This is a genomic window from Tenacibaculum jejuense, assembly GCF_900198195.1.
Taxonomy (GTDB): domain Bacteria; phylum Bacteroidota; class Bacteroidia; order Flavobacteriales; family Flavobacteriaceae; genus Polaribacter; species Polaribacter jejuensis.
On sequence record NZ_LT899436.1, the window covers coordinates 181,810 to 195,888 of the forward strand.

Annotated in this window: 11 protein-coding genes; 10 read left to right on the top strand and 1 reads right to left on the bottom strand. The window is 30.8% G+C overall.

The genetic code is table 11. The features are described 5' to 3' along the window. The 6 genes from AQ1685_RS00840 (at position 1) to AQ1685_RS00865 (ending at position 6,943) form a co-directional block, all read left to right on the top strand. Positions 1-2,292, top strand: coding sequence for a penicillin-binding protein 1A (locus AQ1685_RS00840; protein ID WP_095068844.1), 2,292 nt, complete (start codon positions 1-3; stop codon positions 2,290-2,292). A gap of 40 nt (positions 2,293-2,332) precedes the next feature. Further along, entirely contained in the window at positions 2,333-3,034 is a 702-nt protein-coding gene (locus AQ1685_RS00845; RefSeq protein ID WP_095068845.1) for a CoA transferase subunit A, read from the top strand. 2 nt (positions 3,035-3,036) lie between these two features. Then, a complete protein-coding gene (locus AQ1685_RS00850) occupies positions 3,037-3,693 on the top strand; it encodes a 3-oxoacid CoA-transferase subunit B (RefSeq protein WP_095068846.1) in 657 nt (218 codons plus the stop codon). 81 nt (positions 3,694-3,774) lie between these two features. After that, positions 3,775-4,536: an exodeoxyribonuclease III gene (locus AQ1685_RS00855; protein ID WP_095068847.1), complete on the top strand. Its 762-nt coding sequence runs from the start codon at positions 3,775-3,777 to the stop codon at positions 4,534-4,536. Positions 4,537-4,552: 16 nt separating this feature from the next. Beyond that, positions 4,553-5,899: a lytic transglycosylase domain-containing protein gene (locus AQ1685_RS00860; RefSeq protein ID WP_095068848.1), complete on the top strand. Its 1,347-nt coding sequence runs from the start codon at positions 4,553-4,555 to the stop codon at positions 5,897-5,899. 51 nt (positions 5,900-5,950) lie between these two features. Further along, positions 5,951-6,943: a DUF4837 family protein gene (locus AQ1685_RS00865; protein WP_095074973.1), complete on the top strand. Its 993-nt coding sequence runs from the start codon at positions 5,951-5,953 to the stop codon at positions 6,941-6,943. A 52-nt stretch (positions 6,944-6,995) separates the two neighbouring features. Here AQ1685_RS00865 and AQ1685_RS00870 read toward each other — a convergent pair whose 3' ends face one another. Then, a complete protein-coding gene (locus tag AQ1685_RS00870) occupies positions 6,996-8,918 on the bottom strand; it encodes a right-handed parallel beta-helix repeat-containing protein (protein ID WP_095068849.1) in 1,923 nt (640 codons plus the stop codon). An 84-nt stretch (positions 8,919-9,002) separates the two neighbouring features. On the opposite strand from AQ1685_RS00870, the gene AQ1685_RS00875 reads away from it, so the two are divergent. The 4 genes from AQ1685_RS00875 (at position 9,003) to porW (ending at position 14,072) form a co-directional block, all read left to right on the top strand. Then, positions 9,003-9,500: a DUF1761 domain-containing protein gene (locus tag AQ1685_RS00875; RefSeq protein ID WP_095068850.1), complete on the top strand. Its 498-nt coding sequence runs from the start codon at positions 9,003-9,005 to the stop codon at positions 9,498-9,500. A gap of 120 nt (positions 9,501-9,620) precedes the next feature. Then, positions 9,621-11,060 carry a DUF5687 family protein gene (locus tag AQ1685_RS00880; RefSeq protein ID WP_231970230.1) on the top strand — a complete coding sequence of 480 codons (1,440 nt, stop codon included), beginning with the start codon at positions 9,621-9,623 and terminating at the stop codon, positions 11,058-11,060. A gap of 7 nt (positions 11,061-11,067) precedes the next feature. After that, entirely contained in the window at positions 11,068-11,775 is a 708-nt protein-coding gene (locus AQ1685_RS00885) for an ABC transporter ATP-binding protein (RefSeq protein ID WP_095068852.1), read from the top strand. Positions 11,776-11,852: 77 nt separating this feature from the next. Continuing rightward, positions 11,853-14,072 carry a type IX secretion system periplasmic lipoprotein PorW/SprE gene (gene porW / locus AQ1685_RS00890; RefSeq protein ID WP_095068853.1) on the top strand — a complete coding sequence of 740 codons (2,220 nt, stop codon included), beginning with the start codon at positions 11,853-11,855 and terminating at the stop codon, positions 14,070-14,072. The last annotated feature ends 7 nt before the right edge of the window (positions 14,073-14,079 follow it).

A 14,079-nucleotide genomic window follows, 5' to 3' on the forward strand; every position in this document is an offset into this window, starting at 1 on the left:
ATGAGTGAAAAAAAGACTATAAGCTTTAGATCCTATATAAAGTGGTTTTGGGGATTATTACTAGGAGGTATTTTATCAATATGCTTGGTGTTTTTATTCGCCTCTTGGGGAGTTTTAGGTAAATTACCAACTTTTGAACAATTAGAAAATCCGCAGAACGATCTAGCTACAGAAATCATTTCTTCTGATGGAAAAACAATTGGAAAATATTATTTAAAAGCGAATAGAACTCCAATAAAATATAAAGATTTACCAGATAATTTAGTGAAAGCTCTAGTAGCTACAGAAGATGAACGTTTTTACGAACATTCTGGTATTGATTTTAGAGGTTTAGCAAGAGCTATTGCCAAATTAGGTAAAGGTGGAGGAGCTAGTACAATTACCCAACAGTTAGCTAAAAATTTATTTACTAAAAGAGCTTCTTCAAATAAAATAAAGAGAATAATTCAGAAGGTAAAAGAATGGGTGATTGCAGTTCGTCTGGAACGACAGTACACAAAAAAAGAAATCATTACGATGTATTTAAATACTCAAGATTTTATTTTCAATGCTGTAGGTATTCGTTCTGCTGCGCGCATTTATTTTGGTAAAGAGCCTAAAGATTTAGATTTACAAGAGTCAGCAATTATTGTTGCTATGTTGAAAAATCCTCGACAATTCAATCCAAATAGAAAGATTTCAAAGAAGAAATCTCTAAACCGAAGAAATGTCGTGTTTGCTCAAATGCTAAAAAATGGATTTATAACACAGCAAGAGAAAGATTCTTTACAAAAGCTACCTTTAAAGATTAAATTTACTCCAGAGAGCCATAGTGATGGTTTAGCAACATATTTTAGAGAGCATTTAAAAAAGTTTTTAAAAGATTGGGCAAAGAAAAATCCAAAAGCTGATGGTGAGTTGTATGATATATATAAAGATGGATTAAAAGTTTATGTTACTATAGATTCTCGTATGCAGCAATATGCCGAAGAAGCTATGACAGAGCATATGTCGAATCTTCAAAAATATTTTTTCGCAGAGCATAAAAAGAATAAGAATGCACCATTTTATGACATAGAACGAGATGATATAAGAAAGATTATCAACAGAGCAAAAACAAATTCCGATCGTTACAAAAGAATGAAAGCTGCTGGAAAATCTGATAAAGAAATTGAAAAAGCATTCAACACCAAAACAGATATGACTGTTTTCTCTTGGAAAGGAGATAGAGATACAGTAATGACACCTTACGATTCTATTCGTTATTATAAATACTTTTTACGTTCTGGTTTAGTTTCTATAGAACCACAAACAGGTCATATTAAAGCTTGGGTTGGTGGAATTAATAATAAGCACTTTAAATATGAAGCTGTAGACCAGCAAAAGCGTCAGGTTGGTTCTACTTTCAAACCTTTTGTGTATGCAACAGCAATTAACCAATTAAAAAGATCACCTTGTGATAAATTGCCAAATACGCCATATACAATTCCTAAAGAAAAATATGGAATGGATGACGATTGGACACCAAAGAATGCTGGGAATAAGTATGGAGGTGAATTAACATTACAACAAGCATTAGCTAAATCGGTAAATGTAATTACCGCTCGTTTAATTGATGAAGTTTCTCCAATAAACGTAGCACGTTTAGCGAAGTCGGCAGGTATATCTACAGAATTTCAAGCAAATCCTTCTATTGCTTTAGGAGCTATAGATTTAACGTTGTTAGAGATGACAAGCGCATATTCAACATTTGCAAATAAAGGAATGCGCGTAACACCAATATTCATTACACAAATAGAAGATAAAAATGGTACAGTACTAGAAACTTTTGTGCCAAAAACAAAAGAAGTTCTAAGTGAAGAATCTGCTTACGTAGCATTAAACTTAATGGAGGGTGTTACTAAATTTGGTTCTGGAGCAAGATTACGAAGTAAATATACTAGACCAAAATTTATTACAGGTTATCCATATGAATTCAATAATGCTATAGCTGGAAAAACGGGAACAACTCAAAATCAATCAGATGGTTGGTTTATGGGAACTGTTCCAAATTTAACAACTGGTGTTTGGACAGGTGGTGAAGATCGTTCTATACATTTTGTAGGTTTAGACAAAGGAGGAGGAGCATCAATGTCGTTACCTACTTGGGCTATTTTTATGCGTAAATGTTATGCAGATAAATCGCTTAAAATTAGTAAAGCTGATTTTGAGGAGCCAAGTGATCTTTCTATTAACGTAGATTGTAAAAAGCATGAAGAAAAGAAAGATGAAAAGAAAGATGCTGAAAAAGTTCAAAATGCAGATGATTTCTAAAGCATAAACGATACAAACAAAACAAACAACTGAATTATAAATGATTAACAAAAAAGTAAATAATGTCCAAGAAGCATTGGAAGGCGTTTCAAGTGGAATGACTTTAATGCTTGGAGGTTTTGGATTATGCGGAATTCCTGAGAATGCGATTACTGAATTAGTAAAATTAGGAGTAAATAATTTAACCTGTATTTCTAACAATGCCGGAGTAGATGATTTCGGTTTAGGATTATTATTACAGAATCGTCAAATAAAAAAAATGATTTCTTCTTATGTAGGAGAAAATGATGAATTCGAACGTCAAATGCTTTCTGGAGAATTAGAAGTAGAGTTAACACCTCAAGGAACTTTAGCAGAGAAATGTAGAGCAGCTCAAGCTGGTTTTCCTGCGTTTTATACTCCTGCAGGCTACGGAACAGAAGTAGCAGAAGGTAAAGAAACTAGAGAGTTCGACGGAAAAATGTATGTTTTAGAACCTGCATTTAAAGCAGATTTTGGTTTTGTAAAGGCTTGGAAAGGAGATGCTGCTGGAAATTTAATTTTCAAAGGTACATCAAGAAATTTCAACCCTAATATGTGTGGAGCGGCAAATATTACTGTCGCCGAAGTAGAAGAGTTAGTTCCAGTTGGTGAGTTAGATCCAAATCAAATTCACATTCCTGGAATTTTTGTACAACGTATTTTTCAAGGAGAAAAATATGAGAAGAGAATCGAACAACGCACAGTAAGACAAAGAAACTAATCATGGCTTTAGATAAAAACGGAATAGCAAAACGAATAGCAAAAGAAGTTAAAAACGGATACTATGTAAATTTAGGAATTGGAATTCCAACTTTAGTAGCCAATTTTGTGCGTGACGATATAGAAGTTGAATTTCAAAGTGAAAACGGTGTTTTAGGAATGGGACCGTTCCCGTTTGAAGGAGAAGAAGATGCAGATATTATTAATGCCGGAAAACAAACAATAACTACTTTACCAGGTGCAAGTTTCTTTGATTCTGCAACAAGTTTTTCTATGATTAGAGGAAAACACGTTGATTTAACCATTTTAGGAGCTATGGAAGTAGCCGAAAATGGAGATATTGCAAACTGGAAAATTCCAGGAAAAATGGTAAAAGGAATGGGAGGAGCAATGGATTTAGTTGCTTCTGCTGAAAATATTATTGTAGCTATGATGCACACGAATAAAAGAGGTGAATCTAAGCTATTAAAAAAATGCTCTTTACCCTTAACTGGTGTTGGTTGTGTAACAAAAATTGTTACAAACCTAGCAGTCTTAGAAATTAAAGATCATACTTTCCATTTGGTAGAAAGAGCTCCTGGAGTTTCTGTAGAGGAAATTCAAGCTGCAACTCAAGGAACTTTAGTTGTGAATGGAGACGTTCCAGAAATGGATATTTAAATAAATAAAAAATACAATTAGAAGCAATCTTATAATAGTAAGATTGCTTTGTTTTAAAATTAGATTCTAATAAAAAACAGAATGAAAGTAATTTCATATAACGTAAACGGAATTCGTGCTGCTTTAAAAAAAGGTTTTTTAGAGTGGTTGCAAGCTGCTAATCCAGATGTAATTTGTATTCAAGAAACAAAAGCACAGAAAGAACAATTAAATGCTGAAGATTTTGAAGCTGCGGGTTATCCGTATCAATACTGGTTTTCTGCAGATAAAAAAGGATATTCTGGTGTTGCTGTTTTTTGTAAAAAAGAACCTAATCATGTAGCTTATGGCACAGGCATAGAATCTATGGATTTTGAAGGAAGAAATATTCGTGTAGATTACGACGAAGTATCTATTATGAGTATGTATTTACCATCAGGAACCAATAGTGATCGATTGGAATTTAAATTCAACTACATGGATGAAATCCTAGAATATGCTTCAGAATTAAGAAAAACAATTCCAAATTTGGTAATCTGTGGAGACTATAATATTTGTCATGAAGCGATAGATATTCATAATCCAAAAATGAAAGGTGTTTCAGGTTTTCTTCCAGAAGAAAGAGAATGGTTAAGCAAGTTTATTGATAGTGGATTTATCGACAGTTTCCGTTATTTAAATCCAGAACGTCAAGAATACTCTTGGTGGAGTTATAGAGCGAATGCAAGAGCTAATAATAAAGGTTGGCGATTAGATTATTGCATGGTAACAGAACCCTTAAAAGAAAAGATTTCTAGAGCCTATATTTTACCAGAAGCAAAACATTCTGATCATTGTCCAGTTGCTGTCGAATTTCAATTTTAGTCACGTATACATTTTAATGAAAAAGTTCTTTGTCTTAAGCCTATTTAGTATTGCTAATCTTTTTGCTCAAAATCAACCTGTTGATTCTATTAAAGAGATTGATTTAATTACTAAAACTATAATCCGCAAGGATTCTATTCCAAACTCAGCATCAGATTCAATTCCACAAAAGAAATTGATTGTAAAGGAACGTTATACAAACGACGATTTAAAGCGAATAGATAGCTTATTAGTGGAAGCAAAATTGTATTCTCCACTTTTCGATAGTGTTCCTTACATTATCAATGACAAAGATTTAGTAACTAATGTAACACCTGTTGTTACCCCAGAATTACTAAAAGAACGATTAGCATTAATTAATCAAGAAACTCCATTTAACTTAGCTTTTAATCCTGCTTTAGAGCGTGTTATTAATAACTATTTAAAATACCGAAAGAAGTATTATCCTGCACTAATGTCTAGAGCAAAATACTTTTTTCCAATGTTTGAAAGATATTTAGATCAATATGATATTCCATTAGAAATGAAATATCTAGCGATCGTAGAATCTTCGTTAAGACCACAAATTAAATCAAGAGTTGGCGCTACCGGATTATGGCAATTTATGTACGGAACAGGAAAGCAGTATAAACTTGCTGTAAACTCTTATGTTGATGAACGTCAAGATCCTGTTAAATCTACCATTGCAGCATGTAAATATCTTACTTTTTTACACGGACTTTTTAATGATTGGGATTTAGCTTTGGCGGCTTATAATTCTGGTCCAGGAAATGTATTGAAAGCTATCAAAAGATCTGGAGGATATAGAAATTACTGGAATATTCGTCCGTTTTTACCGAGAGAAACAGCTGGTTATGTTCCTGCGTTTTATGCTACAATGTATATTTTTAAATATGCAGATGAGTTAGGTTTGTATCCAGAAAGTCCAAAAATATTTAACTTTCAAACAGATACAATTCAGGTAAAAAGAACTGTTTCTTTTGATCAAATAGCAGAGAAGATAGATATAAATACTGAAATGCTTTCTTTTTTAAACCCACAGTATAAAATCGATATTATACCTTTTGTAAAAAAGAAGAAATTCTCAATACGTTTACCTAGAAACAAAACAATTGATTTCTTAGAGAAAGAAAAAGAAATTTATGCATTAGCTGCTGCTGAAGATTCATTGAGAGAAAAACCTTTACCAAAATACTTTGAAATGGATAAAAGAATTCGTTACAAAGTAAGGTCTGGAGACTATTTAGGTAAAATTGCAATTAAATTTGGAGTTCGAGTTAAAGATATAAAACGTTGGAATAATATGAGAAATTCAAATTTAAGAGCAGGGCAACGTTTGTATATTTATCCGAGAAGAATGTAAAAGGTACGCTTTTTGATTAATCAAATAAAAGGTCTAAAAAAACTAACTATTATGAATAAAATATTAATATTATTTGTTGCTTCTCTAGCGCTCTTTAGTTGTAAGAGAAGTAGTAAAGCTGATATAATTTTACCAAGATCTACTGGGAATACGAATGAGATTTTGGTAGTTATGAAAAGTGCCGATTGGCATGGAAAACCAGGTGATGAAATTAGAACTGTTTTTGGTGAGCATCAAGTGGGGTTACCACAACCAGAAACATTACTTTCAGTAAACCAAATTGATCATTCAGGATTCAGTAAGTTTATAAAAAATAATAAGGCTATTTTATTATTTCAAAAAGCAGATTCTACTGGTATTTCAATTGAAAGAGATAAAGATGCAAGACCTCAAATTGTTATCAAGGCTACTTACGGAGATGAATTAGATTTAACAAACCTTATTAAAACTAGAGGGAAAGAAATTATACAGTTATTTAAAGATGAGGATATAAAGTTTACGCAAAGTATTTTTAGAAAAGAACGTATAGATGCATCTAAATTTAAAACTGTTGAAAATTTAGGTATAGATATTATTATACCAGAACGTTATAAACTAGTTCAAGATACGTTAAATAATTTTTTATGGATGCGCCATCATTTAATGAGTGGAATAGCTAGAGGAGACGGTTCTAATAATTTATTAATTTATTCTTTACCACTTGGAGATGAAACTAAAGTTGCTGATAATATTACATCGGTTAGAGATAGTATAGGAGAAATATTTATTCCAGGAAGCAGAGAAGGAATGTATATGATTACAGAACAGGCTTATACTCCATTTACATACGAAACTACTTTAGATGGTAAGAAAGCTTATGAAACACGTGGTAAATGGGAAGTGAAAAACGATTTTATGGCTGGTCCATTTTTAAATTATACAATCGTAGATAAAAAGAATAATCGATTAGTAGTTTTTGAAGGATTCACTTATGCTCCGTCTGTAAATAAAAGAGATTTTCTTTTCGAGTTAGAAGCAATTGCAAAATCCTTAAAAATTAAATAAACTCGACTCATATAAAATAAAACAGCCACCTAATTCAGGTGGCTGTTTTATTTTAATTACAACTGTTATTGTTTTGTGTGACGTTGGTAATAGTTGTTGAGTTGTTTTTTATACACTCGTAATTACTTGTTGTTCCTGTTGGCTTTGTAATTTGATTGTTTGCTATTTTAATATTGTTAAGTGAATTGCTTAAACTAATTCCGTGTTTTTCTATTGGGATAATTTCATTTTCTAAAACTTCACAATTCGTAGCATTATTTAATGTAATTCCGCCATTTACTATATTATTGATGAACGTAACTCCATAAGCATTTGAGAAAATAAGTGATTTATCATTATAAAACGTGTTTTTCTCAAAAAGTACTGTTTTACTTTGGTCTTCAGGTTTATTATTCATTTGAGCAAAATAAACACTATAATTTCCTGAAGTTTTCACTTTGTTTTCCTTCAAAGTTATATTGTTAGCATACGTATTTGTAGCTTGAATTCCGTTTTTAGAAACATCGATATTATTGTTGTTGATAGTAATATTTTCAACTTTGCTAATTTGTATTCCTGCTCCGCAATTTAGTATCGTATTATTATGGATAGAAGCATCTTTAGTTCCTACAATTATTCCTGAACTATAACCTTCAATAGTATTTTCAAAAATTTCATTATCAAAAACAGTTTCACCAGATCCAGCAATAAACATTGCCCAACTATCAGTAGCTTCTCCTAAAGCCTTAAATTTATTTTTTCGAATACGAATTCCAGAAGTAAAAGAACTTACAACTCTGGTTCCAATATTGTTTTCTTCTACGGTAATGTCTTGTCCAATGGTTAATGTTAAAAAACCGCCTCTACTTCCACTTTCAGTGTTGTTTTTTATTAAAACATCAAATACGCGTTGTCGTTCTTTCAATTCTCCATTACTGTCTCTAAAACGCTCTGGTTCGATATTTATAGCATAACCAACCTCTCCTCCATCTGTATTAGCAGAAGGTTGTCCAGTATTAATAAAAGTATTGTTTTCTATAGTTACATTTCTACCATCAACTAAAGCAATTGCCATTCTTCTAGAATTTTTAATTGTACAATTTTTAATAGTAACATTTGTAGTTGGGTTATAATCTGGATTAAAGGCAAAGCCAAAAGAATATATAGCAAAAGTTCCTGAAGAACCATCTTGAAAGTTTCCTCCATCTACAACAATATTTCTCCCAGAATGTATATGAATTAAATGGCTTCCTTCTATACCCGTATCATCAGGAGAAAATACACGTTCATCTCTATCTCCATAAAAGTTTCCCCCAGAAATAGTAATGTTTTCAGCATCTCTTACAGCTAAAATTGCACCCGATTTTCTGTTATAACGATCAGCAGGAAAAATTCTTAAATGTGTATTATCAGACATTATTAAGTTAAAGTCTGAAGGAAGGTTTACTGCTTCTAATGAAGGATACCAATTTTGATTAGTAGTTGTACTAGTTACTTTGGTAACTTCAAAGAAGGCATCTAACTCATCAATTTTAAAAGTATCAGCACCTAGATTTTTTATTAAAAAAAATAAATTTTCAAGTTTAGCTGTGTTCTGTAAAGCAATTTCTGAAGTTGTTTGACCTTCAGTTAAATCCCATTTTTCTTTTTCAAAGAAGAATGTGTTGCTTTTTAGTTTTACATTACCTTCAACTGTAAGTTTATGATTTAAAAGTTCTCCTGAAATATTTCCACCAGAAAACTTTAACGCACCATTAATAATACTTCCTCCTTTATACTCAAAGTTTACATTAGAAGGTAATATTATGGTTTCTCCTTGTAAATCTAACAGACAATTAACTTCTATTGTTGAATTTGACTGAATGTTTAAAAAATCGGGTTTACATGGAGTGGTAATTTGCGGTTGATCGTCTTTATTATCATTAAGAACAATACCGTTGTCTTTGCTACAAGAAAATATTGTAGAAACGCATAAGATTGCAATTATCTTTTTCACTTTTTTGAGGATTATTGGTTGATATCTACAAAGTTATAATAATTTTTTACTTTTAATTAGAGAAACATTAAAACTTACAAAACAATGAAAATCAATTTTTTAATTTGTGCTTTAGCAGCACTTGTGCCTCTATTTACAGGTTTTATTTGGTACGGACCATTATTTAAAAATGCTTGGATGAAAGAAATGCGTTTTACTGAGGAAAACCTTAAAGGTGGTAACATGGCTGCTATTTTTGGAATTTCTTATGTATTAAGTTTTATTATAGCTTTAGGTTTAATTCCTATAGTAATTCATCAAATGGGAATTTATTCAACTTTAGCTGGAGAACCAGATTTTATTAATCAAAGTGGTGATGCTTATAACACATATACTTCGTTAATGGAAACTTACGGAACTAGATTTCGAACTTTTAAACACGGATTATTACATGGAAGTATTTTAGGTTTTTTTATAGCCTTACCGATTTTAGCAATTCAAGCTATTTTTGAGCGAAAAACATTTGTATATATAGCAATTAATGTAGGATATTGGGTTGTTACACTAGGTTTAATGGGAGGTATTATTTGCCAATGGTTTTAAAAGAAATATTGAAAAGCACCATTTAGGTGCTTTTTTCATGTAACGAAATAGAACTTTTAACTACTTATGTAAAACCTAACTAATTGAATCGCTATGTTTACACGTTTTATAAGTTTCGAAATGAAACAATTTTTCCGTTCTATGTTTTGGCAAAAAGGAGTTGTTGTGAATATTATTATGGCACTTTTTGCTTTATGGATTATACTTTCTTTTTTGGGTATTGGATTGGGAGGATTTTATTTAATCAAAGACATTTTTCCAGATAAAGACCCATTTGAATTTGTTAACGGTTTTTTATTGTTTTATGTTATTGGAGATTTAATCTTTAGATATTTAATGCAGAAATTACCTGTATTGAATATCAAACCCTTGTTGATACTTGACATCAAAAAAAGTAAATTAATTAACTACACACTTATAAAATCTGGACTATCATTTTTCAACTTCTTTAGTTTATTTTTCTTTATTCCATTTTCTTTTGTTCTTATAAAGGAAGGCTATCCCACAAATAATGTATTAAGCTGGTTAACTGGAATTACAACCCTTGTTTTCGCAGCAAATTACTTGAATTTTATCACCAACAAAAGTAATATTGCTTTTGGTGTTTTAGTAGCATTCTTAGGAAGTATTATCGCTTTACAACAATTTGGAATTTATGATTTTACTGGGGTAAGCGTTGCAATTTTCAATAGTTTATACACTAATTGGCTTTTTGTTTTAGTGCCATTATTTTTATTGATTACTTTTTATGTGATCAATTATAAAAAGTTGAAAGGTCAATTGTATTTAGATGACGCTATTCAAACTAAAACTAAAGAAGCTAATACAAGTGATTTATCATTTGTAGATAGGTTTGGAGATTTAGCACCTTTCATGAAAAACGAAATGCGATTGATTTGGAGAAATAAAAGAACGAAAACAGTATTCTTAATGTCTTTTATTTTCTTGTTTTACGGATTAATCTTTTTTACTCAAGAAGCTTATGCAGATAATCCAGCCATGTTAATTTTTGCAGCACTATTCGTTACTGGAGGTTTTGCTATTAATTACGGACAATTTATTCCGGCTTGGGACAGTGAATATTACAGAATGATTATGACCCAAAACATCAGTTACCGAAAATTTTTAGAAAGTAAGTGGTTAATAATGTCTTCTGTAACTTTTGTTTTGTATGTATTAAGTATTCCATATTTGTATTTAGGTTTAGATAAGTTCTTAATGATTTCCGCAGGAGCAATTTTTAATGTTGGTTTTAATTCTCTGTTTTTATTATGGTCGGGTTCTTTTAACAGAAAGCGAATAGATTTAGATGCCAGCGGCTTTGGAAATACTCAAGGAACAAGTGCAACTCAGTTTTTAATTATTATCCCTTTAACAGGTTTTCCCATGGTTTTATATTTGGCTTTTAGTAGTTTCTTAGGTTTTAATGCAGGTATAATTGCCATCGCTAGTTTCGGTTTATTAGGAATTCTTTTGAAAAATAGCATCATGAATTTCATCGAAAAAAAATACATTAAAGACAAATACGCAACAATTCACGGTTTCAACCAAAAAAAATAAATTGATTATGATACAAGTAAAAAATATTTCAAAAAAATACGGATCAATAGAAGTTTTAAATGTACAATCTTTAGATATTCCAACTGGTGAATCTTTTGGTTTGGTAGGAAATAATGGAGCAGGAAAAACAACTTTATTTAACTTGCTGTTAGATCTAATTCGACCAACAACAGGATCAATTACAAGTAGTAATGTTGTAGTTAATAAAAGTGAAGACTGGAAAACATTTACAGGTTCTTTTATTGATGAAAGCTTTTTAATTGGATATTTAACACCAAACGAATATTTTGAATTTATTGGCGAACTGCGTGGAATGAACAAAGCAGATGTTTACAGTTTTTTGCAACAATTTGAAGAGTTTTTTAATGGAGAAATTTTAGGAAAAAAGAAGTTTTTAAGAGATTTAAGCAAGGGAAATCAGAAAAAAGCAGGAATTGTAGCTGCTTTAATGGGGAATCCGAAAGTTGTCATTTTAGATGAACCTTTTGCAAATTTAGATCCGACAACACAAATTAGATTAAAAAACATCATAAAAAAACTAAAAGAAGATAAAGAAACTACAGTGTTAATTTCTAGTCACGATTTAAGTCATGTAACAGAAGTTTGTGACAGAATTGTCGTCTTAGAAAAAGGAAATTTAGTGAAAGATATCACCACAACAGCACTAAGTTTAAAAGAATTAGAAAGCTATTTTTCTTCTTCCCTAGAAAATTAGGTTTTTATTTCTATTTTTACGCTCACCTGTACGATAACACCTGAAATTTCGTTGTTGTACAAGTAGAGCTCTTTTTTATGAAAAAATTATACAAAGTACTTACGTTAATTATCTGTGCAATTGTAATCTATTCTTGTAGCACCAAGAAAGATACAGTTATTAATAGAAATTTCCATGTATTAAATACAAAGTATAACGTGCTGTTCAATGGAGAGCAGGCATTTGAGAAAGGAATTAAAAATATTGAAGATAATTACACTGATAATTTTTGGAAGCGCTTGCCTTTAGAGCCTATAAAATTTGATGAAAGAAACATTGGTGAATTAAGATTAGGAACACCTGGTAATGGTTTTGATAATAAAGAAGACCAAAAGAACAAACCTGCAACTCCTTTCGATAGAGCAGAAGAGAAAGCCGTAAAAGCGATACAAAAACACTCAATGAATATTGGGGGTTATGAAAAAAACCGACAAATAGATGATGCTTATTTGTTATTAGGAAAATCTAGATACTACACACAACGTTTTATTCCAGCCATTGAGGCTTTTAATTACATTATTGCAAATTACCCAAAAGCAGATTTAATTTACGATACTAAGGTTTGGCGAGCTAAGGCAAATGTTAGATTAGAGAATGAAAAATTAGCTATAGAAACACTAAAGTTATTAGTTGATTTAGATAAAAATGAAGAAGATTTATCTGGAGTTCAACTTCAATCTGCTCACACAGCTTTAGCTATGGCTTATGAAAAGACAGATACTATTCAGAAAGTTATAGATAATTTAAAAAAATCTGTAGGTTTAGCAAACAATGAACAATCGTACAGAAATAAATTTGTTTTAGGTCAGATATACAGTGAGCTTAATCGTAAAGACTCTTCAAGAACAATTTTTAAATTATTAGCAGGAAATAAAAAAACGCCTAGAAAGTATAGAATTCATGCTTATATTGAACTGGTAAAAAACTTAGAAAAAGATTCATCTAATTTAGGTTTAATAGGGAAATTTAAAAAACTGATTAGAAATTCTGACAATAGAAAATATCATAATGAATTGTATTATCATCTTGGTGTTTTAGAAGAGAAAAGAGATAGTATCGAAACAGCAACAGATTACTATATAAAATCTTTAGAAGCAAAAAAGAATAATAATTATCAAAAGACATATGCTTACGAGCGTCTGGGAAATATTTATTTCGATAAACAAGAATATTTACTGGCTGGTTCTTTTTATGATAGTGTTTTACAGGCTACTTCAGAAGAGTTTGAAAATGAAAAAAGAATTCGAAGAATAAAGCGAAAGCAAAAAGGATTAAATAAATTAAGGTCTTTTGAAGAGGTAGTAAAAACTAACGATAGTATTCTGAAATTGACGAAGATGAGTTCAGAGGAACAAACCGCTTTTTTTGAACAGTATATTGAAAAGTTAAAAGAAGACGAAGAGAAAAAACGTCAACGTTTAGCAAACTCACAGAATTTTGGAAATCAACTAGCTAGTGGAAGTTCCTTCGGAGGAAACAAAGGGAAATGGTATTTTTATAATTCACAATCTAAAGGATTTGGTAAGGTATCTTTTACAAAAGTTTGGGGAGATAGACCTTTAGAAGATAATTGGCGATGGTCTGATAAAACTGCTCCTTCAGAAGAATCAGAAGAAAATGAAGAAACAAAAAAGCAAGACAATAGTAGGTACGAAGTAGCTACTTATGTAAAAACTATACCTACAAATAAAGAAGAAATTAAAGCTTTAGCTAAAGATAGAAACGAAGCCCTATATCAATTAGGATTGATTTACAAGGAGCAATTTAAAAACCCAGATTTGGCTATAGAAAAGTTTGAATATTTGCTTACTGTAAATGAAAAACCAGAACTAAAACTTCCTATTAATTATCATTTATACCAATTGTATGAAAGGATTTCAGAGAAAGAAAAGTCTGAAGAAAAGAAAAATCTGATACTAACAAAATATGCAGATTCAAAGTTTGCCCAGATTATCAGAGAGCCAAATACTAAGTTGAGTACAGACGATGAAGTAAGTGAAATAGATAAAAAATATAAGAATATTTACAGCATGTATAAGTTTAATATGAATGAAGAAGCTGTAAATCAAATAGATAATTTAGGTTCGGAAATTGAGAATTCAGAATTAATTGCTAAATTTGCTTTACTTCGTGCTTTATGTATAGGTAGATACAAAAGTAAAGAAGAATACAAAAAAGCGCTTGAATTCGTCGCATTTAAGTATGCGAATCAAATTGAAGGTCAGAAAGCCAATGAAATAATACAACTTTTAAAATAATTCCCTT